Here is a 20,902-nt window from a genome sequence, read left to right as displayed (position 1 = left end):
TGAGGTTTTCCACTTCGTCCACGCTATCGGTTCGATCACAAAACCATCCGGATAGGTTATCAAGAATAGTTGATAGGATGGTCTAACCGAGTAGTCTAACGAGATAGTCTAACCGGTTAGGCTCCTTCGTCTGTACAATCGCCGATCCTGGCAGTCTACTCAGCCGGTCTAATTCCTCCATTCTAGACAGACTATCTAATCGAATAGGGTGATCGAATAGCCTAACTGATCAGGCTAACTTGGAGGCGTCTGTTTGAACTCCCGAATGTATTGCCTACAGCAACCGGTCCGTCACCGGCTGCTCGCACGTCGGCACTCACCGATCTCGTTTCGAGCCGGTGATATGCCGAATGGGCTAACTGGAAAGTCTAATCGAGTAGCTTTCCTCTCGGCCGAGCGAAAAATCGTCTCTCGACGACACCGCGGTCGAATACTCTCCGTTTAGTCTAACTGGTAAGGCTAACTGATTAGGACGTATGGTTGGCTATATCGAACGATTTGCCCGTCCGTTCGTCGAGAGCGATCGAGTCTCATACAGAAGCGACTCGGATGAACCTGGAACAGCTTGTCGGATAGCCTAACCGGTTAGACTAATCAGAATGTCCAACCGAAGAGGCGTTCCGGTCGAACGAACGAGCAGAGAGCGATCGCCGAACGAGGCCGCGTCGAAAGGGCGGCTATCTGATGCGACTCTCTAATTAGCATGGCCGGACAACCGATGACGCTTTTTCTTCGGTTCGAAGAAACGTGTGATAGACGATCGTCTGTCGCCGTCACGGATCCGTTTCGACCAGTTCTGCCTCGCCGTACGTTTCGTCGATCGACGTGACGCGAACGGTCGCTTCGATCGCCGACGTCTCTGCCTCGAGAAAGAGGACGAATCCGCTCTCGGTTTTGCAGACGAGCGTTCCATCGGACTTCTCGTCGACGATATCGACGGCGACGGTGTCCCCGAGTTCGGGTTTCCCACCCAGTGGTTCTCCACATCGCCAGCAGTCCGTGTCGTACTCGGCGGATCCCTCCGGAGCGTTGTTCGCACCACACCGTGGCGTATCACACTTGATGAACGAATCGTGAATTCCTGGCTGATATCGTCCCACATCGGTTCGAAGCTTCTGTCTCGTAAAAACGTAGCGTTCAATTCGCGGATCCGCGTCTTCTCGGTGCTTTCGACCGGGCGAGTGACGGACGCAGCCGGTCGCTGACCGCAATCCGACGCGCCAGACACGTTCAACGCCTGTCTACAGTACGGTTGAATATCGACGACGGCCAGTCATCAACCGGCTTTCCGCACATATGCCTCTCTACCGGCGGAACTGGTGTCACCGAAACCATCTGAGTCGTGGAACGCCGTTCCTAATCGAGGCCGACGTACTGATCCTCCCACTCTCGTCGGGCTTCGAGTTCTCGCGTGCCGCGACGAGTGACCGAATAGACGTTTGTTCGGCGATCCTTTTCCCCCTTTTCGACGAGTCCTTTGTCGACGAGCGTATCCAGGTTCGGATAGAGCCGTCCGTGATGGATTTCCTTCTCGTAGTAGCGCTCGAGTTCTTCTTTGATGGCGAGCCCGTGTGGCTCATCTTGTCCCGCAATCACGTACAGCAAGTCACGCTGGAATCCAGTGAGATCGTACATACTTCGATCCTTGGGACCGCCGTATAAAATTCCGTCTATGTCTCGCGACGCAACAACCGAACTCGAGTCGAAAGGAAGTCACCCAATCGTCCACCGGATAGACGTCCGCGGACGCGTTCGCACAGCGGAACCGATTTGTCGGAATCAGTCGTCCGGAGGCGTCACGACGACGCGTCCGTCGCCGTAGATTCTGACACGGCAGTTCTCGACGGTGAATAGAATCTGCAAATCGACCGCGACAGCCCGATCTGTATCTTTCAGGAGGGTATCCAGTCCATCCGTATCGACTGCGTTGTATATCGGCGTTACGCTCGATGGATCGGTCCCGGTCGCGTCTGCGATCGCAGCAACGATTGCGTGTGTGACTGACCCATACGCCGAGATGCATCTGGTGACAGAAGCCGAATTTTCGTCGGGTTCTGGATCGTCGTCCATGGTATTGCTCTCTCGTTAGACTTCGGAAAGCCGCTCTCCGCATATAGTTATGATCGATACTCGAGAAGGCGTACATGCGTATATACGTATTCAATCGGACGACGATTCCGTTCCGAGAAGCAACGAGAATACTTTGCGCTCCGCTTCGCGGAGGTGACGACTGACTGTCGGATGCGATACACCGAGCGAGTCGGCGAGTTCTTCGGCCGTCCGTTCACGCGGTCGCTCGAAGTATCCACTATGTAGTGCCAACTGCAGGATTTCGAGTTGTCGATCCGTCAGTTTGTTGCACAGTTCCGATTTGATATCGGCCGGTTGGGACAGCGGTTTCGTTCTGTCACGTCGTCTGACGATCTCTGCGCTCGGGTAGGTCGACTGTATCACATCGATGATGTTTCGGACGTTCGCGCTTTGTGAGATATTCACGGTCATGTGCGCCTCTCCGTCTTCGATACTGATCAATTGTGGAACGACGTTGTGTGCGAGTAGTCGGTCGATCACACACTGTTCAGTAATTTCGAACAAGTGGGTGTGTTCGGAGTCGGCTTCGGCAAGGAGTTCGAACGAAGATATCGTCGGCGACGTCGTCGCGTAGTGTCGGACCTCCTCCGGAGCGACGCCGGTAAACGTCACGAACACCTGGAACTCGTTCTTATCAGTTGAAGCGACGTTCTCGATCTCGATACGACAGCCGTTCTCGGTAGCGAAGCGGACGAGGGGCGAGTTCGTCTCCGTCACCTGTATTTCGAGTTCCGTGACCTGCTCTGAAACGAGCGCCCGTTTTCGCTCGACGCTGTTCATCGCACACGCGATCCCGTCGCTGAGTTCGTCGAGGACGGCTCTCATTTCGCTGTCGAATCGATCCGGCTTGTCGCTGTAACAGGTAAATACACCGTACAGAGACGTATCGAAACAGATGGGAAGGCTGATGATGGATTGAAACCCCCGTTTGAGCGCTTGTTCTTGCCAGTGGGCCAGTGGCGGCTCGTCGTAGATGTTGCGTACGGTATTGACGTCCCCGGTCCGGACGGCGCGTCCCGAAGGTTCGGTGGTATCCCACTCGTCTTCGAGCGTGAGAGCATCCAGGTAGCCTTGGCCCGATCCTGCGGCAAACGTGGGCGTGATCGCCTCGGTTGCCGGGTCGTAGGACCCGTACCAGACGTACTCGATATGAGTATCCTCGACGAGCAAGTCACAGACGTTCTGTACGATCTCCCGCTCGGTCGTCGAATCGACGAGGGCCCGGCTAATCCCCCGGATCACCGAATTGATCCTGTTGACTCGTTGCAGGTGTGAATTCTGTTCCTGTAACGTCGTGTTTTTCTTCTCGAGGTGGCGTTCGTACGAAACTCGCTCGAGGACGGCCTCCGTCTGGCCGACGACCGTCCGGACGAAGTGCCGATCGGTCGGTGGAAACCCGGCGTCTCGCGGAGTCTCGACACAAAAGACGCCGTCTTCTCCGAGCGGGACGAGAAGCCCGGTAACCGGAGGTGACGTTTCGGTATCGAACTCCTGGGCCTCGTTTTTCGCGAAAGTGTCCCAGGCACGGCTTTCGACCACATCTCTAAACGCGTCGCCATCCATCTCGATGGAATTTTCGACGAGTTGGGGCTGCAGTCGTCCAGCGGAGCTTTCGTACTGCCAGACGGAGATGCGGGCAGGTGAAATGACTTCGCCGATGAGTTCGCCCGCGACGTGCTCGATCTCGTCGCGGTCTGCCGCGTGGAGTTGGTCCGAGAGCTGGTCGAGCAACGAGAGACACCGGTTGCGCTCGGCGAGTGAATTCGAGACTTCGGTCTGTGCCGAAATCGTCCGAAGTTTTCGGTCGACCGTTTCCGCGCTGTAAGCGTTGTCGCAGTATTCCTCGGGGTACTCGTAATGACAATTCAACCGCTTCTCCGCGCCGTCTACGACCTTCGGATGGGAATGAAGGAGATGTGAGATGAATGCGGGTGGAAACCGCGACCGACGGTACTGACAGATACCCTTCACCGGTGCTGTTCGAAAGAGGTCGTCGACCTGTCGCTCATAAACTTTGAGCCGGTCGAGATCGACGCCGTGCTCCGCAGCCCAGGTCATTTCTCCGGTGATTCGAAGGTTGTCGTACCCCGAATCAACCGCGTCGGATATTTTCTCCTCCAGGGAATCGACGACCTGGTTCCCGTCGAACCGTCCGTCTGTTAGATAGAGATCAGACGCCTGCTCGATAGCGAACTGGCCGCTTTCGCGGGCCGATTCGATATCGACGGCCGACCGGTGAAAGGCATCGACGAGTTGATCTCTGGTGGTGTCGTCTACGAGGTAGAGACAGTAGTCATCGGTGCGTAACCCCTCCCGGATAAACGGGATAATTGCCTCGAATTGCTCGCGACGGGAATCGTACAAGAGCGTGTTGTGGGGATGGTCGGGCTGGTGATCGAATCGGTTTTGCGTTACGTTGGTCACTGTTTCGTGTTCACCTGATTTCGAGGTAGCTCATCTGAGAGATTCTGTCGCTGCTATCCATCGCGGAGCGGAGAGAGTCGACGACACCACAAAATCCCCTCCCGTCAGGTCTTCGTCTCAGTTTCGTTGTTCGTGCGCATGGCTCAGAAGAGTGAGGGTGAAAAATATAACCCTTCATAAGAGGGGATACATGTATGGTCATTGATCACTCGCTCGGCGAACGCCCTCACCTGGGTCACGGGTTCGCTCTCTCCGCGTGCGGTCATAGCAGCGTGTTTCGGATGAGTTGTGACGTTCCGCGGCGGAGCCGCCCACTTACGGCTGGAAGTGACACGTCGAGTTCGCCGGCCAATTCTTCCATCGTAACTGCTCTCGGTTCGCCGTAGTACCCCCGCTGCTCGGCTGTGACCAGTGTTTCCCGCTGCGTCGACGTCAATTCGTATCTGTCGTCGGCCGATTTGGTGATCGAGTGAACGCGGTTGAGGGTCAATTCGACGGCTGATTCGGCGTAATAGCCGGCGAACGTTTTCAGATCCGCATGCGTTTCGAACAGGACTTCGAGTGTCCACCGTTTCTCGCCGGTCACCGTCCGGAGAGCTCCGTTACTCTCTCGAGTCGCCTCCAGGAGGAGGGAAATACGGGCGTTCCACTCCGCTCGGTACAGTCGATTATCCTCGAGTTCGTCGACGACGGATACTCGTTCGATGGCCGACTCCGATTGAAGAGCCGTTTCGAACGCGTCGAACTGCCGTCACCACACCCAAAAATACGGCATGGCGCCGTTCCGCGCGGGAATGGGACAGTCGAATTCGACGCGCTCGATTCCGTCGGCCTGGAGCGCATCACCGAGAACGAAGGCGTCTGTCGGGAGCGAAAATTCGGCCAGCACACTCATCGATAGTTCGATCTAGATAGCGGCGAATGGCTAAACGTTTAGCTTGCCAGTACTCGAGATCGTGTTCGTCACCGACCGTGTGGGGTCTGCTTTCCGCTGTAAATACGTAGGGTGTGTAAGCGGGAACGGGAAATTATGTACGCTACAAACGTAACCGGACGCGGCGCGTTCTGGCTCGTATCGATGTTCAACGAAGGAAACACAGCCGGTCACGGCGATGGGCCACCGGCTGCGTACCGCGAGGACGTGAGTCTTCGCGTGGTTCGCAAAGTAGCGACAGAACTGGGCGTCGACCCGCTCGAACTCGAGCCACTCTCCGACACTATCGATCCCGAAATACTGGACCGCCTCGTGCAGTCTCGCTCACAGCCGAACAGCTACGTCGCGTTTACAATCGAAGGATGTGACGTAGCCGTGTTCAGTACGGGGGATATCACGGTGGTCGGGCCGGAAAGCGACGGACGTGTGTAGGAACGAGAAAATAAACCGAATGATGCGATATCGAGGGCGGCGCGTTTCAACGGGGGAGTCACGAAATTGATACGGATGACTGGTTCGCTAATGGGCTATTACTGTTAAAAATACCTGATGGAGGGAAACGGTCACCAAATGTAATGGCCGATGGTTGTTTGGAACGATGGGATAGGTAGGTAATTACTATTGCTCGTGATCGAGTAGCACCGTTCGGGCACTCGTGTACGTGCCTCGAGCGGTGACACGGACGGAAATCATGACTGACGACGGACCGAAAATACGAGTACGGGTGGATGAGTCGGTGGGTGAGAGCTACATCGTCGAATCCGAGTACAGCGAGGACCAGATAGCGGAGATAGAAAAAGAAATCGAACGGCAACTGATCGACAGAGGCGTCGATACGCGGGAAGTGGACATAACGGACGCGTTCAGGGCGAGCGACACGTGGGAGTGTCACCACTACAAGAACTGTGTGACGATCTGCGTCCCGGTCTAACCCCGGATATTCACCGCTTTTTGGTCGGTCTCCGACCGATCAGCCGGATCTCGAATCCGGCCGGCCGAGGGCACCCGCTCCTCGAGAACGGGACCAGTACTGCGAGGGGGCTACGGATGGTCGGTTCCGTCCGTCGAAATAACGACTTCGACGATGTCCTGCGATTCGATATCGGCATCCTCCAGGAGTCGCAGGAACTGCTCGCCGTCGTTGTCGGTGAGCACGCGTGCCTGAACCGTTTTCTCGGACCGGTCGAGTTTCGCTTCGATTGCCGCGAGACGCTCTAGAACCTCCGTCTCGAGCGACGCATCGTCGTCCGACTGGTGTCCGGCGTCCGTCCGTGTGTCGGCAGGTTGCGTTTCCGTCCGCGTCTCCGTCACCATCTCGGTCTCGGATTCTGACGTCGCGTACGGGTCGGTCGAGGATCGAGAGAAAACGGCCTCGAGTGTTTCGATATCCACCCCCGCTGCCTCGAGGTCGATCCCGTCTCGCTCGACGGACGAGAGCGTTCCGCCGACATCGACCGGTCGGTTTTGGCTCGCTTCCCACTGGCGTCGCCGAATCTGCGATGCGGTGGACTCCGCGATCCAACTCGGTGCCTGCCACTCACCGTCCTGGTAGAGGTGATGGACGGCTTCATCGTTCGTTCCCCACGTGAAGCAGTGATCGAATCGCCGCTGAAATCGATTGAGCGTATCGCCCGTCGCGTGTTTGATCACGACCTGCTTCGGAGCGAGGTCGCGAACGAACGCGTCGATCGATTCGACGGATGGGTGGTTACGGAGTTCGACGTACCGCGTCGTACAGCCTGCGTCCGTAACGGCGGAAGCATCACCCGTCACGAGTTGGACGAAGACGCTGGCGGGATCGTCTCTGATCGAATCCAGGAGCCTGGCCGCACTTCCCGTAGCCGGCGTCTCTGGTCCGGCGATCGTCACCCCTCCTCGCTCGAGTACCGCCGCAGTTCGATCGAAGACTTCCGCCGTTTCGACCCCGGGAACGGTCAGTTCGAGAGCGTTGTATAGCTTCGCCGCCTGGCCGACGAGCGTGATCGGCAGCTCGCGCCCGAGTTCCGACGCGACGTGTCCCACCAGCGTCGCGTACTGGGTGCCGGTCAGTGAACTCGTCGCGACGACGACGCGCGAGCCCGCATACGCTCGCTCGAGAACCGTTTGTAACGAATCGTTGAGCCCGCTCGTGTACGACTCGTTCGTCGAGACGTTCAGAAACACGGCATCGATATCGAACGGATACGCCGTTTCCAGCCCGGGAAAGCCAGCACAGGGGCGGATCGTGAAATCGCCGGTCACCAGCAGGTGTCGGGTGTCGTCCCAGAGGTCCTGGCCGGTGGTCTGATCCCGAAAGCGGATCACGAAGCCTGCTGCGCCGGGTGTATGTCCCGCGGAGACGGGGACGACCTCGAGGCCGTGAAGAATGGACGTCCAGTCTTCGATCGGCTCGAGGGCAGTCAGGGCATCCGAAATATCCCCGAGATCGTTGTCCTTCTGTGCCTCCGGCAACGCGTGCTCGAGGATAGACGCCGTCGCCCGTGACGCGTAAATCGGTGCGTTGTGTCGCACGTTTTCCGCGAGTGTTCGGTAGTGATCTATGTGCGCATGCGTGAGAAGGATCGCGTTCAAGTACTCGTCGTCCGCGAGCACCGTATCGAGGTCGACACCGGAACCGGCGTCGACGAGAACACACGCGCGCGTCCCATCGTCGGTCGTAAATCGGAGGAGCGTCGACTCGTTTCCGTACCGGACGTTCGTATGTTGATACGATACACGCATGCTCTCGATTCCGTTTCCATCCTCCAATACTTGTATTTTATCAAACGAATTTGTTATAATGTTATATTTTGATCACGTAACTCGGTGGCGTCGAGCATCGGCGGCGGTCGAATCGGACCGTCAACGGCGAACGGGACCGTCGATGAGCGACTCGAGGCGGCTCAGCGAGAGCGGACCCACGTCGCACGAAACGGGCCCAACCCTCGAGACCGCCTCCTCTCTCGATGGTTCGAGCCCCCGTTCCGAAGTGTTCGAGTCGGTCGATTCCGGGGATCCGTCACCGCGCGCAGTCTCGACGATGGTCGAGCGACTCCCTCTCCGGTCGCACTCGAACTTACTCGGCGACGCCGACGATCCATCGCCACCGCTGTTCGACGGTGCCGTCGAGAGAGTCGAGGAGGTCCCGTGCCCTCGCCACGCGTTCCTCGATCGCGAGTTTCGGGTAGAGACGCGCTGCCATCGCCGGAATGGCGTGGAAGCGCCGTACTGACTCGGCCGTCGTCGCGAACCGCCAGGTGCCGGTCGTGACGGCGAACTCGTCTTCGAAGGCGGTTTCGACGTCGTCGACTCCGGCGGGTGATCGTGACTCTCGGGCGAGGCCATCGAAGATGTCCGTCCCGTCGGCGTCGGTCCAGCCGAGCGGTGCGACGGCGCCGACGACCCCGTCCGACCGGACGACCCGGGCAGCCTCTCGCGTCGCGACCGAAGGATCTGGAACGAGAAAGAGCGACGCGGTAAACGCAACCCCATCGAAGCACCCATCGACGAACGGCAGGGTATCGAAGTCGGCCTCGACCCGCGGCGCGGACTCGACTTCCCGTAGCATCTCGCGGCTAAAGTCCAGCGCGACCGTTCGTCGCGACCGGTCGGCAAAAATGCGCGTGCTCACACCCGTTCCGGCACCGGCATCGAGGACGGATTCGAACGGTCCGTCCGCTCGAGCCGACATTTCGGCGGCCAGAAGACGAGCGAGTGCGGTGAATCGACCGGTTCGTCGCTCGTAGGCGTCGTATGCGGAGACGCTATCATCGAAGTTCGTCCGGACGATAGATTTCATACGACCCGGAACGGACGGCGACGAAATATGTGTTCTCCTCGGTCGTCGACCGTCAGTTCGACGTCCCGTCCGTCGGCCGGTCCCACGTGCGTGCTTTTATTCCGTACGCCAGTCGACGCCGAATCGGGTCGTCGGACTATTAGAGGGTAAACAGGCCCGTCGCGTACATGAACAGCAGTCCGATAGCGAACCCCATCACGTTCGGTGCGGCTCGTATCGAGCCCGACCGACGCACGATATCACCGATGTCGAAGACGACTTGCAACAGTGCTCCGACCCCGATGGCGAGAAACAGCGTGTTCAACAGTGGCGATCGCGTCGAAACGCCGATCCAGCCGCCGAGGATGGCGGGTGAACCCGCGAGCAGGCCGAACGCGACGAAATGCGCGAGCGACGGACGGTTCCCGTCGGCGAGGGGGGCGACGATAACCGGCCCTTCGGTGACGTTGTGTATCATGAACCCGATGATGAGAAACATCCCGAGTGACGTCCGGCCGGTCGCGAACGCAGCGCCGATTGCGAGTCCCTCTGCAAGGTTGTGGAGGCCGATACCGAGCGCCGCGGAGTACGCGAGCGACAGCCGGGACTCTTCTTCGTCGTCCGTCAGCCAGTCCGTCACTGCCTGGAGCAGCAACCACGCCCCCGAGATGCCGAGCACGACGAGAAGCGGTCCGGAGTAGCCCGATGGAACCGACTGTGCGGTCTCGAACGCTTCGAACCCGCCGTCGAAGACGAGATAGCCGAGAACGCCCGCCGAGAACGCGAGCACGGCGTTGAGCCACTTCTCGCTCATCGTTTGCATGAAGGGGAACCACATGATGCCGAGCGCGATCGGGACGATCCCGATGAGGACCCCGATGACGGCGAGGGTCCAGACGACCTGTCCGGTCAACCCGGGCGAGGAATTCGCGGCAACGATGGTCGTGCCGAACGTCGCTCCGTTATCGGCGACGACCGTCACGCCGTAGTCGTACCCCTCCATCCACGAGTACGGGATTTCTATCGTAGCACTTTCCAACGGCTCGAGCGTCCGATCTCCGCCGGCACCGGTCATTTCGAACTGCCAATTCGCCTCGTCGACGTGGACCTGCGAGATCGTAACGGGTTCGGGGGCGTTGTTCGTGACGTGAAGACGAATCGTGTCGTCGTTGGGGAGGGTCGTGTAATCTATCGACACGTCGGGCAGCGGTTCGCCACCGTCCACTCCGGCGAGTGGCGTCGTCGCCACGAACCCGCCGATGACGAGGCCCAACAGGAGTATCGGAACGATGCCGATCACCCATCGCGGGAGGCCGAACGGCTGATTCGGTGACTGTGCGACGCCGCCGTCCGATTTCGGGTCCGTCGTCATTTAGTTCACCTCGAAAAAGCTCATCCAGCCGAGTTCGGCGAACTCGGACTGATGGGCGTGGAACATGTACAGTCCCGGTTCGTGGTTGCTGTAGTCGAATTCGAGGATTCCGCGCTGTGCCTGACACATCAACACCGTGTCGATGGTTTTCCGATTCGGGAACAGCGTCGTGCCGGCGTCGTAGTAGTCGAAGAACTGCGAGTGGCAGTGAAACGAGTTCACGAAGTCGAACTCGATCGTGTTCAGGAGGTGTACGCGCTGTCGCTCGTTGCCGTCGATCTCGATGGGGTGTTTCGTCTCGCCGGCCTCCCACTCGCCGTTGTACGCATCGGTCCGCGCCGGTGCGTAGCAGAATCCCCGCGTGTTGACGCCGTAGACCTCGTTATCACCGTCGAAGTTGGTATCGAACCCGTTCATGACCATGACCATCTCGTCGATGCCGTCGAAGCCCTCTGGACTATAGTCCGCGTGCGAGATCATGTTTCGACTCCGCGCCCGCTCGGCGGCCATCTCGCGTACCTCGTCCGTGATCGGGCCGTGATAGTCGATGTACTGCCGAGGGTTCTCCCTGACGTTCTCCGGCTTCGGGTCGACGATCATGCTTCCATACATGCCCCGGTGAACGTGGGCCTTCAGGGGGAGCATGTGGCAGTGATAGAGGTGGGTCCCGACCGGCTGGGCCTGCCACTCGTAGGTGAACGACTCGCCGCTATCGATGAGTCCCGGGCCGTTCTGTGGTATCCCGTCCATGCGCGGGTTGAGATTGCGGAGATGCGGATGGATCGTGTGGGCCATGTCCGGAAACCCGTTCGTGAAGTTGACCCGAACCAGATCGCCTTCCTCGACGCGGATGGTCGGCCCTGGCACTTGCCCGTTGAACGTCCACATCGGGAAGGTGATACCCGGAAGGATTTCCTGTTCGACCGGAACCGCGACGAAATTAAACTCCCGAACGGTTTGGCCGTTTTCTTCGTAGACGCCGGCGTTCAGATTGTAGTCGTTTTCACCGAATCGTGACGGACGCTCGTTCGTCGAATCTCCGGTGTTGAACTCCCGCAGGAAGCCGTGGGGGTCGAACTGCTCCTCGGTGTAGGTTCCGGGCGCGCCGAACCCCATCGTTTCGTCGTTCGAATCTCCGGTGTCATCGTCCGACCGAGTCGCGCCCGTGCCCGCGATCGCGGAGCCGCCTGCGATAGCGAGTCCGCCGAGGACCGCCCGCCGAGAGACGCCGTCGTGATTTTTCACCGAGTCAACCAACCGCTCCTCGAGACCCCGGGTAACTGTTCCCGCGTCGTCTTCGTGTATCGCCGAGTCGGATTCCTGTCGATCGCTACTCATTCGTGTGAACGAGTATCGATGGGGGAGCAAAACATATAGTAGTTTCTATCAAATTTGTAATTTAGGCCTCTCTAAAACACGGATATTCCCCTCACAATGGCGTCTGTGGTACCGTCTATCGAAACGAGTTTTCGAATATCTCACAAAAATTTTGTCGCAGTACGAACGTCAAATTATCCCGGGTGGGAGCAGTCCAGTACCGTCTCGCTCTTCACCGTCTCCACCGGCGCACCGACCTCGACGGATCCGTCAGAAAAAACGCGAGAGCGAAACGTGAGGAAGCTCCGCCGATAGCAGGCTCTCGGGGCCCGCACTGTGGACGCTTCGGGCACCGGTCAGTTCGGGTTCGACGGTCCGGCCTGGCGGTTACGAGGTACTGCCCCGCCGACGGATACCGTCTGCTCACCGATCCCGCTTTCTCACACACGGAAAACCGTATCGCACGCGAACCCGATGCTTCTATCCGCGTCGATGGCTGCGGCGGTGTGGTTCACTCGAGCGCGGCGATCAGCAGGAACGTCTCCGGCCTGACCGCTTCGAACACGATGTGGAACCCGTGGTCACGGAGTTCGGTTGCCGCTTCGTCGGCGGTGTATCGCTCGTCGAGTGGCGGACCGTGGTCCCCCGATCCGGTCGCCGCCCAGTCGAGGACGACGAGTCGTCCCCTCGGCCCGAGGACTCGGTCGATTTCGGCGAGCGCATCGTCCCCTGCGAACTCGTGATACGTCATGGTCGAAAACGCCGCGTCGACGGAGTCGGTGTCGAAGGGGAGGTCGCTCACGTCGGTCGTAACGAGGTCGACGTTTTCGGGGACGCCTTTCTCGCGATAGTACTCGTGCATTTCCTCCTGCAGGTCGACTGCGTACACGTCGCCCGCGTGCGGCGCGACGTCGTCGGTGTAGAACCCGGTCCCGCTGCCGAGGTCCGCGATGGTGTCAGTCGACGCGGGCTCGAGTGCCCACAGCAGCTCTTCGGCCGAAAGATAGCGGTAGCGTTGGCCCGCTCGCTCGAGTTTGTCGGCCCCTGACGCGTCGAACGTGTGGTGTCCCATTAGTGGAGGTTTTCGAAGGCGTCGTCGACGAGTTCGCCGGTCGTTGCGATGATATCGTTCATCTCGTCGCCGTCCGGTGCCATGCCGACGAGGCGGGCGATTCGCATGATCGAGACGTGATAGACCCGCTGCTGTCCGGGTTCTTCCTCCCAGATGACGACGTTACAGGGGAACAGCGCGCCCAGTTCCCCGTCGCTGGCGTCGAGGGCGCGGTCGGCCACCGCCGGGTTGCACGCGCCGAGGACGTAGTAGGGGTCACGGTCGGCGTCGACCTTTTCGTTGAGCAACTCCGACGGGGAGAACTCGACGGGAATTCCGAATCCGGCCTCGGTGAACACCTCTCGGACGTGTTCGACGGCCGGTTCGTGGTCCATCTCGAGCGTCGTCTGCGTCGCCCCGATGTCGTCCGGGTCTATCCGGGTCGGATCGATAGGAAGTGTCATTCGTGTATAGTAGTGGGTTGTCCAAGCAAAGTCCTTTCGGCACGTGATCTCCGGCGGCGATTTCGAGGCGGTACGAGGGGTGCTCGAGCGGGTGGACCCGGGACCGCGGGTCCCAGCCTGTCGATGCCGACTTCGCGGTGCGGTCGGCCCGAAACGATATGTCACTGGTTACGAAACAATACCGTGGCCGGCTGGCGACCCGGCCGCAGGGAATCACAGGGACTCGCACAGTCCTTCGTACAGTATCCCTGTCGGGTGCGTGCGTTCGACCGACGTCTGGCGCGGTTTCATCGCTCTTCTGCTCTGTCGTGGACCCGTCTCAGGGACCGGAGATTCCTCGGCGACCGAACGCCGACCGGGTGACCGAAAACCCGCTCCGTTCCGAGGAGTGGGCGATGAACTGCGTGGGTCGTCACGAGAAACTCGGCACCGTTTCCGACTTATCCGACGCGAAGCGACTCGCCGGGGTCCAGTGGAACGGGGTCCGGCACCCCTTCGGCGTCGGCCATCGCTTCGAGGAACTGTTCCCGCTCGTCGTTTACGAAGTGCATCGGCACGGCGCGGTCCGCGCCGAGCCACCGCGTCGCCAGAACGGCTTCTTCGGTCGAGAGTTCGCTGATCCGGAGCGTGATCGGGCCATCGGACGCCGCGACGGCGTCGAACGCCTGCCCGACGCCGACGAGAACGACGTCCGGCTCGTGGAGGTCGCCGTAGGTTTTCAGGTCTCGAAAGATGGACGTATCTCCCATGTGGTAGACGCTGTCGCTGTCGGCTCGGAACAGGAACGAAAGCGGCACGCCCGAGACGAACTCGTCGCGGGCATCCTCGTACGAAATGTGGCGAGTCTCGAGGATACGAACACTGATATCTCCGATCTCGGCTTCCATTCCCCAGACGGCCGACGTGATCTGATCCGCGGGAACGCCTTCGGCACGAAGAGAGCGCGCCGTCGCGGGTTCGGTGAGCACCGGAATCCCGTCGTCGCGTGCCAGTTCGGCCGCATCGCCGACGTGGTCGAATGCGGCGTGGGTCACGCAAATGGCGTCGGGATGCTCGCGTTCGAGTACTTCCCGGGCGTTCCAGGGACACTCCTCGTTTTCGGTGAGATACGGATCGACCAGGACCGTCGTGTCTGGCGAAGCGATCGAGAACGCCGCGTTCCCGTAGAACGTCACGTCGAGCATACGACGTGGTCGATACCGGTGCCTAAATAGTTGAAGGGGTGTGCCTACCCGTGCGATGGTACTGACAGCGACTCGAGGGGAACACGGAAAACGCCGACAGGGGCCGGCGTCGGTGCCTCCATCCCTCAGGTGGTGTGTCGAAGAGGATGGGTTCCGGGATCGGGTGACAGTGTGGCTAGTGGCTTCACGTTGGAACGATCCCGGCGTCGGCGAGGTATGTCTCGGAGCAGATCGGTACGGTGGGTCTACGACCGAATCCTTCCCCCTCGCCATCCGGTGGTACCCCGGGCGGTGGTATAACACTGATCGCCAACTATGCGGCATTGTTCAGAGAAGGCTGTTTCAGAGGGATACATAGCTCTGAAACCACTTGTCGGCTGTTTTCGGATCGGCGTTTCTGAAGCAGTTGCCGAACTGGTCGGTGCGGCGTTTGATCTCCTGGAAGCGGCGTTCGACACCGAAATTCTCGAGGACTCGAACAGTATCAGTAAGCGACCAGGCAAATACAACTGGAGACTGAGGCCCATCAGTTCGCGCGGTGTCGCTCCGCGGAGCGACTCCGATCCGTGACTCGCTCGAGCGAACGGATCAACACGCGGCGGCCAGCATCGTGGCCTTCTGACGAAATCGACCGGTCCTTAATTGATAGCATACAGGAAGCTATAAGTAACTACCACTGATGTACGAAATTAGTGGCGCAGTACCGCCAATTTGCGTAAAATTGGCCGGGTGGACCAACACCCGACCTGCGTCCCATGCGTTCAGGGACAATGTATATTCGAACACCGACCTACGAAACCGTTTCGGTAGTACCGACTAAACAAACCAGCGTCGATCGTATCTTCCCGGCTGTCGACGCGGATGTCGAGATTCTCCTCACTCTGGCGCTCGAGACGTCAGGGCCTGCATCGGTAGAGAATTCGTTCACCGACGTTTCGGCGGAGGTCGGTCGCGCATGACGGCCGACTCGCACGAGTTTTTGCGAATTCGCCTCGAAGAGGTCCGCGGCGAGATCCTGACGCTCGACGGCCAACTTCCCGATCCGATCACGATGCGGCCGGCGATCAAGAACATCGACGAGACGATCGAGTTGTTCGAGCGGATCGACGCCGAGGATGCCGGTGATTCGGCGGAATCCGAGAGAGCCAGTCGGGGAATCGGGGCCGATGACTGACTCGAGCACCAGTCCGGCCACCGTCGCGAGCAGCGCCTGAGGACCACCCACCAAATCGCGACTTTCCCATCGGTGCTTTCACCACGTCCGCCCGGCCGCCGTCAGTGGTCACGATTCCGACGTTCGCCTCGAGGCGGTTCGTCTGCCCCTCGAAAGAGCGATAGCGCCGTGGCGGTAGGCGCAGCCTCCGCATTCGATTCTGCCGACCGAACCACGAACCTCGAGATACTGCGAGCCGATTCCAACCGATCCTGCCGTTCACATCAGAATTCCATGACAGCCGATAGTCCTGCCGACGACGCACCGACACATGACCGACTCGAGCAACTCGAAAGCCGAATCGACGACCTCGAGACCGAAAACGAAAGCCTCGGAGAGACGATCGACCAGCAGGCCGACCGCATCGATACTGTCGAAGACGAACTCGAGACGGTCGAAGCCGAGAACGAACGACTCAGAGATGCAAACGAAACGCTCAGGGACGCACTCGAGAAGTGCAAGAACGAGAGCGAGTCGCTCCAGCAAGCGCTCTCTCGCGTGAAGGCGATCACCGACGCGGCGCTGAAGAAAGCCGGCGCGAACAAGGACCGGATTGCCGAGCTTCAATCCAGAGAACTCGAGAAAGGTGCCCATCTCCACGCCGAGTCCGTCGATCCCGGTGCACTCGAGGAGCGAATCGATTACCTCGAGCGGTTCACGAAGGACGGATCGACGTACGTTCGACTCCCCGATTCGGCTGATCCGCTCGATCGCGACGGACCAGTGGCGCTGGCTCACGGTGACCTCCTGCCAATTCAGCAACTCGCCAGGATGGACGACGACATGCTCCGGTCGATGACCAACTCGCTTCCGTCCCGACTTGCTGCGAAACTTTGGCGAGCACGGACCGATCCCGGCGTCGGTGATAATCCGTGGCGAGAGGGCTGCAAGGGTGTCCGCGAGTACGTGAAAGCCAGCGACATGAAGCACTGGATCCGACGGCAGGAAACGGGTGTCAGCGACGCCTACGCGAAGAAGCTCGTCTCGCGGACGATCGATGCCCTGCTCGAGTTGTCGAAGAATCGGCTGGCGATTCGCAAGCGGACCGAACGCAAGAACGGACTGTCGTACACGGAACGCCGTGTCGTGTTGAAAGCCGATGCGTCGATCCCGGGTGAAACCACGCGGACCGAGGGGACACAGGAGACTGCTGGCGTCCACGGACAGGGGTAACCATGGACGCTATACACTGCCCGACCGGGCAATAATCGGGTTACTGGACCACGGTTCGACTGTGTCGGCGGTTGTGCTTGCCGTCTCCTTACTCGTGGGTCTCTCGCTCGAGCGGTCGTCGGCGGTGCGTGCTCGAGACGTGGCGTGAACTGTTTCCCGAGGACAACAGGTGTCTCGCGCTGCTGGCTTCGCTTTTCTAACTCGGAGTTAGTCGTCGTGACGTTGCTCGAGGCCATCCTCTGAGCGCAGAACACGTAGATCTGATTCTCTTCGAGGTCTCTCCGAAGGGTTCGTCGTTCCTCTGAATCACAATCGAAAGAACGACGTTTCAACAAGACCCGGTTTTTGGCTTCAACGAGTTCGGAGTCATTCGGTCTCTACTACCGGAACGTCGAAGTCCGGATAGTAGATTCGCGGTTCATCCGGCGAGGGGTTTGTCGGAACTGTGGTCAGGTCCCCTTTCCGCGCGCCAACGGCGAGCACCATGGAGTCGAGGATGTCGTCTCTGCGGACCTCCTCGAGGAGGTATTCCTCGCGTGCATCCCGATAGCGTTCTTCGGCGTCCTCGAGTTCGTCACTGAGCAACTTCATCCGGAGGCCGCGACCTCGGTCTGAGGACTTTGAATAGGCGATCGGTTGACCGTTCAACGTGGCGAAACAGAGTTCGGGGTGACTCTCGCGTACCACCCCATCGTAACGTTCTCCAACAACGTCGGCGACCTCCAGGATCTTTGGACCGATACTGTGAGCTTGTTGAGAGAGCCCGTTGCCAATCTTGTCGCGATGTTCGTCACTCGCCTGCTGGTAGTCAGAGTGTTCAGCCGCGGTTCGACACGGCGGGTAGAAGACCGAGAGGCCTCGGCTACCGAGGAGATCACGAGCGTCCTCATCACATCGGCGTCGCTCGTCTTTTGGAAGTCCGATGGGGATATCGACGAGAATACGATCTGCTTCAGCGTAGAGATCGTTGAGTTCCTCGAACGCTTCGTAGGTTCTCGTTCTGACGCCGTCGGCATCTATCACTGTCGCAAACCACCCAACAGGGCAGGCATCGACGCCGACGACGGTCTTATCTTGTGCGGACATACGCTCTCATAGCCGGGGGGACAGTTAAAACCAGAAAGACAATCGCCTCCATTTCCGCGAAGACGCCGAGCAACTGGAACAACGCGTTCTGATAGGGGTCGGTTTCGTTGGGGCGTAGGGCCAGGCCCTCGATACCGACGATTTGTCCCGCCGGAATACGGCTCCTGAGCAGGGAGGTGTGCTGCAAGATACAACCTCTGTATCGGTCACGCGGGTCACGACAGAATATGGGGGATCGATAGCGCTCGTGCAAGATACACAATGTGTATCTCGGATAGAACTGCCAGTTCTAGACTTCGTTTCGATGGGTGACTACCCGGAGGCGGATTTCGGAAGGCGAAGCGTGAGCAGGATCACGACGGCCAGTACTGCGGCTAATAACAGGTATCCCTCGTCGAAATAACCCCGATCCGCGATTGCACCAAAGAGGACCGGGCCGGTAGCTCCGATAATCGCGGTTATCGTTCGGACGATACCAAGCCCGGTACCTCTGATCTCTGCGGAAAATGCATTGGCTAAGAAGGATTGGGTAATAGCCCCTGAACCAAGCATCGTACTCACTATTGCAGTAATACCGACGAGTGCCCAGACTCCCTCGATAAACGGGAGCAATCCAAGACCAACGACGGGTCCAGCTAAGACGATCACGAGTGCACTTCGCATTCCGATTCGATCATACGCAGCACCAGCCAGTGGTTTGACGACGACCCCGAAGGCGAAGAAGGTGCTGAACAGCAACCCGGCTGTCGATGACGACAACCCTTTCACTTCGACCAGATACGTCGGGTAGAGTCCCGTAAACGATTGCCAGATCAAGAAGAACAAGATGAGGATAATCGTCACGAACCCCAGGTTTGATTCACGAAGTTCGGAGAAAATCAGACGTGCACGTTCGGCAGAGAGGGTATCTTCCCCGTCGTCTGCTTGTTCTTGAACCGGTAGTGCCACCACGATCCCGATCCCAACTACGAGGAGAAGTGGGATCAGAAAACTCAACCCCGCTTGCCAGGTGACCATTACCGCAAGCACACCCGCAATCGGGGGGAGGATCGTTTGTCCAAGGTCGCCCGTGGCCATCGTGACGCCGAGAGCACTCCCTATCCGATCGGGATACATGTGCGAAAGGAAGGTGATTCGGGCAATGGGATAGAGGGATTGTCCGAGTCCGACTATCCCTGTTGCGGCAAACAGGATACTCGCTGATGGGGCGGTAACTACAAGGATGAGCGCAAATCCGACGATGACCGCACTTCCAGCCATGACGATCCGCTCGCTGTATCGATCGGCGAGGATGCCGCCCGGTAATTGACCGACCGCCGAACCAAGCCAGAGAATCGTTATGAGTAGTCCGGCGATTGTGAGACTGAGGTCGAACGAATTACGAAAGTACGGGAGAAGGACGGGATAGATCATCCGTGTTCCAAGGAGTAACCCCCACCCACTCGCAATCGTAACAAGTGACGGTCCTTTGCCTCCTTGCCACAGTTCCTTGCCTTCTGTTACAACAGAATCGATGATAGCCATTTAGGAGGTCTTTGCTCGAGAGTTTCCCAATACGCTAATAACTGTTTATACACGAGCTTCAGGACTCCACTAATGGCTACTGGGTGAGTGGGTCCGTAACGACATCTATAGTAGTCTTTGAAAGTCTGCTATAGATACTTACCGCTGACCGGGACTTCAAACTAGAATTTTGAATCCTCACGGTCGCTGGTGCGTTCGATGAATCGATACCGTGGCAAGCTATCCGTCCACTTTCGTCAATATTAGTGCAGTATCGTGTCTAATGAGACAGCAATTGTCCGCCCCACCGTGTCACCAGATTCCGTAGTATGGGTCCGACATTCCCCTCTATATCCCGACTCTGTCACGAAGACCGTCCAACCAACTTCTATTCATTTTAGAAATCCCCGAAATTACTTTTCAACTTCGGTTGAAGTTCAATGCCGTTGTTTTGTCGTACCAGCAACTGAATGATTGATCAAAAGCGGCCACATGGATTTTAAATCCCCTCCCCCCGAGGTGAGACTGCCCCTTCTAGGAAGCCGCGTGAGGCACAGAAAGGACTACTCTGTGCGTGCAGATTCCTCTTCTGTGGCGCACCTTCCAGTGCGCACGCCATCCTACCACCAAGTCAGTTATCAAGTTTTGGAATCTATAGAATATTTTACTTGGTAATGAAACGCCGACAGGGGTCGGCGTTGGAGTCGCCCATTTCTTGTGCGATATGGCAATGTTGGGTTCCGAGATCGGGTGACAATGTGGCTATCGGCTTCACGATGGAACGATCTCGGGAGGGCGAGGGTGTATGTCTCGAAGCCATGGGTTGTGTCGGGGTAGCGACTGAACCGACCTCCTCGCCACTTGGTGGTTTGGGATCACACCCCATTAGCTTGTTGGCCAACCGATACTATCGGGTATGGTCGATTGCTATCGATGGTGACAACAATACACGTAACTACCGGAAGCATCCGTACCACTTTCGGTAGAGCGATAGCTCGTTACCTATTCTCCAAGAGTTACGATTCTAAATAGACGAAACGGGCCCTCCAATTCGAACTCGAGAATCGTCTCCCGAAAGTCCGCAGGAAAGACGCTGAAGAGAAGATGGTCCGGAAGGACCGGTTTCACTAAGAAAGGGACCACACCATTGAGCGTGTCTTCCCACATCGGACTGTCGCCTTACTCACGAAAAAGCCCGAGTACGCTCACCCTCGAGAACGGCTCGAAGTAGTCGGACGAATCCGCAATCGCAGGGAGTTACGGAGGTAGGAGTATGACAGCGACCGGCGAGTTATCAGTGGTGCTACTCAGTACGTCACCACGCTCGTCGGTC

The 20,902-nt window shown here is 58.6% G+C and carries 19 protein-coding genes; 4 read left to right on the top strand and 15 right to left on the bottom strand.

Annotated features, from left to right (window positions below; translation table 11 throughout):
* Nucleotides 1-773: 773 nt before the first annotated feature.
* The 6 genes from NJT13_RS22720 to NJT13_RS22695 all read right to left on the bottom strand — a co-directional run bounded on the left by NJT13_RS22720 (nt 774) and on the right by NJT13_RS22695 (nt 5,410).
* Entirely contained in the window at nt 774-1,100 is a 327-nt protein-coding gene (locus NJT13_RS22720) for a TRAM domain-containing protein (protein WP_254525796.1), read from the bottom strand.
* Between the two features lie 256 nt (nt 1,101-1,356).
* Nucleotides 1,357-1,635, bottom strand: a complete 279-nt coding sequence (locus tag NJT13_RS22715; protein ID WP_254525795.1) for a PadR family transcriptional regulator — start codon at nt 1,633-1,635, stop codon at nt 1,357-1,359.
* Between the two features lie 144 nt (nt 1,636-1,779).
* Nucleotides 1,780-2,070, bottom strand: coding sequence for a HalOD1 output domain-containing protein (locus NJT13_RS22710; protein ID WP_254525794.1), 291 nt, complete (start codon nt 2,068-2,070; stop codon nt 1,780-1,782).
* A gap of 90 nt (nt 2,071-2,160) precedes the next feature.
* Nucleotides 2,161-4,515, bottom strand: a complete 2,355-nt coding sequence (locus NJT13_RS22705; RefSeq protein ID WP_254525793.1) for an MEDS domain-containing protein — start codon at nt 4,513-4,515, stop codon at nt 2,161-2,163.
* Nucleotides 4,516-4,777: 262 nt separating this feature from the next.
* Nucleotides 4,778-5,101: a helix-turn-helix domain-containing protein gene (locus NJT13_RS22700; protein ID WP_254525792.1), complete on the bottom strand. Its 324-nt coding sequence runs from the start codon at nt 5,099-5,101 to the stop codon at nt 4,778-4,780.
* 165 nt (nt 5,102-5,266) lie between these two features.
* Nucleotides 5,267-5,410: a hypothetical protein gene (locus NJT13_RS22695; RefSeq protein WP_254525791.1), complete on the bottom strand. Its 144-nt coding sequence runs from the start codon at nt 5,408-5,410 to the stop codon at nt 5,267-5,269.
* 135 nt (nt 5,411-5,545) lie between these two features.
* Between NJT13_RS22695 and NJT13_RS22690 the strand changes: the two genes are divergently transcribed.
* Complete coding sequence (locus NJT13_RS22690) at nt 5,546-5,881, top strand: HalOD1 output domain-containing protein (protein ID WP_254525790.1); 336 nt, start codon at nt 5,546-5,548, stop codon at nt 5,879-5,881.
* Between the two features lie 259 nt (nt 5,882-6,140).
* Entirely contained in the window at nt 6,141-6,380 is a 240-nt protein-coding gene (locus NJT13_RS22685; protein ID WP_254525789.1) for a hypothetical protein, read from the top strand.
* Between the two features lie 110 nt (nt 6,381-6,490).
* Here NJT13_RS22685 and NJT13_RS22680 read toward each other — a convergent pair whose 3' ends face one another.
* From NJT13_RS22680 to NJT13_RS22650, 7 genes are all read right to left on the bottom strand, one after another.
* Entirely contained in the window at nt 6,491-8,170 is a 1,680-nt protein-coding gene (locus NJT13_RS22680; RefSeq protein WP_254526114.1) for an MBL fold metallo-hydrolase, read from the bottom strand.
* Between the two features lie 334 nt (nt 8,171-8,504).
* Complete coding sequence (locus NJT13_RS22675; protein ID WP_254525788.1) at nt 8,505-9,227, bottom strand: class I SAM-dependent methyltransferase; 723 nt, start codon at nt 9,225-9,227, stop codon at nt 8,505-8,507.
* A 139-nt stretch (nt 9,228-9,366) separates the two neighbouring features.
* Nucleotides 9,367-10,578: a ZIP family metal transporter gene (locus NJT13_RS22670; RefSeq protein ID WP_254525787.1), complete on the bottom strand. Its 1,212-nt coding sequence runs from the start codon at nt 10,576-10,578 to the stop codon at nt 9,367-9,369.
* Nucleotides 10,579-11,916, bottom strand: a complete 1,338-nt coding sequence (locus NJT13_RS22665; protein ID WP_254525786.1) for a multicopper oxidase domain-containing protein — start codon at nt 11,914-11,916, stop codon at nt 10,579-10,581.
* Nucleotides 11,917-12,406: 490 nt separating this feature from the next.
* On the bottom strand, nt 12,407-12,967 hold the full coding sequence (locus NJT13_RS22660; RefSeq protein ID WP_254525785.1) for a class I SAM-dependent methyltransferase: 561 nt from the start codon (nt 12,965-12,967) through the stop codon (nt 12,407-12,409).
* Complete coding sequence (locus NJT13_RS22655; RefSeq protein WP_254525784.1) at nt 12,967-13,410, bottom strand: DUF302 domain-containing protein; 444 nt, start codon at nt 13,408-13,410, stop codon at nt 12,967-12,969. The genes NJT13_RS22660 and NJT13_RS22655 overlap by 1 nt, the downstream gene beginning before the upstream one ends.
* Before the next feature lie 440 nt (nt 13,411-13,850).
* A complete protein-coding gene (locus NJT13_RS22650; protein ID WP_254525783.1) occupies nt 13,851-14,594 on the bottom strand; it encodes an MBL fold metallo-hydrolase in 744 nt (247 codons plus the stop codon).
* Between the two features lie 955 nt (nt 14,595-15,549).
* On the opposite strand from NJT13_RS22650, the gene NJT13_RS22640 reads away from it, so the two are divergent.
* Both NJT13_RS22640 and NJT13_RS22635 read left to right on the top strand, forming a co-directional pair.
* Entirely contained in the window at nt 15,550-15,768 is a 219-nt protein-coding gene (locus tag NJT13_RS22640) for a hypothetical protein (RefSeq protein WP_254525782.1), read from the top strand.
* Nucleotides 15,769-16,041: 273 nt separating this feature from the next.
* Nucleotides 16,042-16,980, top strand: coding sequence for a DUF8008 family protein (locus NJT13_RS22635; RefSeq protein ID WP_254525781.1), 939 nt, complete (start codon nt 16,042-16,044; stop codon nt 16,978-16,980).
* 366 nt (nt 16,981-17,346) lie between these two features.
* Here NJT13_RS22635 and NJT13_RS22630 read toward each other — a convergent pair whose 3' ends face one another.
* Nucleotides 17,347-18,066 (bottom strand): DUF429 domain-containing protein, encoded by a 720-nt coding sequence (locus tag NJT13_RS22630; RefSeq protein WP_254525780.1) that lies wholly within the window; start codon nt 18,064-18,066, stop codon nt 17,347-17,349.
* A 312-nt stretch (nt 18,067-18,378) separates the two neighbouring features.
* Complete coding sequence (locus tag NJT13_RS22625; protein WP_254525779.1) at nt 18,379-19,590, bottom strand: MFS transporter; 1,212 nt, start codon at nt 19,588-19,590, stop codon at nt 18,379-18,381.
* Between the last annotated feature and the right edge of the window lie 1,312 nt (nt 19,591-20,902).

It is taken from the genome of Natrinema caseinilyticum (assembly GCF_024227435.1).
GTDB classification, from domain to species: Archaea; Halobacteriota; Halobacteria; order Halobacteriales; family Natrialbaceae; genus Natrinema; species Natrinema caseinilyticum.
This window is presented reverse-complemented; position numbering and strand designations above follow the sequence as displayed.

Bases quoted from the DNA above. Each gene is read 5' to 3' on its own strand.
- NJT13_RS22715 (WP_254525795.1), bottom strand. From the start codon at position 1,635: ATGTACGATCTCACTGGATTCCAGCGTGACTTGCTGTACGTGATTGCG.
- NJT13_RS22710 (WP_254525794.1), bottom strand. From the start codon at position 2,070: ATGGACGACGATCCAGAACCCGACGAAAATTCGGCTTCTGTCACCAGA.
- NJT13_RS22695 (WP_254525791.1), bottom strand. From the start codon at position 5,410: ATGAGTGTGCTGGCCGAATTTTCGCTCCCGACAGACGCCTTCGTTCTC.
- NJT13_RS22690 (WP_254525790.1), top strand. From the start codon at position 5,546: ATGTACGCTACAAACGTAACCGGACGCGGCGCGTTCTGGCTCGTATCG.
- NJT13_RS22685 (WP_254525789.1), top strand. From the start codon at position 6,141: ATGACTGACGACGGACCGAAAATACGAGTACGGGTGGATGAGTCGGTG.
- NJT13_RS22680 (WP_254526114.1), bottom strand. From the start codon at position 8,170: ATGCGTGTATCGTATCAACATACGAACGTCCGGTACGGAAACGAGTCG.
- NJT13_RS22675 (WP_254525788.1), bottom strand. From the start codon at position 9,227: ATGAAATCTATCGTCCGGACGAACTTCGATGATAGCGTCTCCGCATAC.
- NJT13_RS22670 (WP_254525787.1), bottom strand. From the start codon at position 10,578: ATGACGACGGACCCGAAATCGGACGGCGGCGTCGCACAGTCACCGAAT.
- NJT13_RS22665 (WP_254525786.1), bottom strand. From the start codon at position 11,916: ATGAGTAGCGATCGACAGGAATCCGACTCGGCGATACACGAAGACGAC.
- NJT13_RS22660 (WP_254525785.1), bottom strand. From the start codon at position 12,967: ATGGGACACCACACGTTCGACGCGTCAGGGGCCGACAAACTCGAGCGA.
- NJT13_RS22655 (WP_254525784.1), bottom strand. From the start codon at position 13,410: ATGACACTTCCTATCGATCCGACCCGGATAGACCCGGACGACATCGGG.
- NJT13_RS22650 (WP_254525783.1), bottom strand. From the start codon at position 14,594: ATGCTCGACGTGACGTTCTACGGGAACGCGGCGTTCTCGATCGCTTCG.
- NJT13_RS22640 (WP_254525782.1), top strand. From the start codon at position 15,550: ATGACGGCCGACTCGCACGAGTTTTTGCGAATTCGCCTCGAAGAGGTC.
- NJT13_RS22635 (WP_254525781.1), top strand. From the start codon at position 16,042: ATGACAGCCGATAGTCCTGCCGACGACGCACCGACACATGACCGACTC.
- NJT13_RS22630 (WP_254525780.1), bottom strand. From the start codon at position 18,066: ATGTCCGCACAAGATAAGACCGTCGTCGGCGTCGATGCCTGCCCTGTT.
- NJT13_RS22625 (WP_254525779.1), bottom strand. From the start codon at position 19,590: ATGGCTATCATCGATTCTGTTGTAACAGAAGGCAAGGAACTGTGGCAA.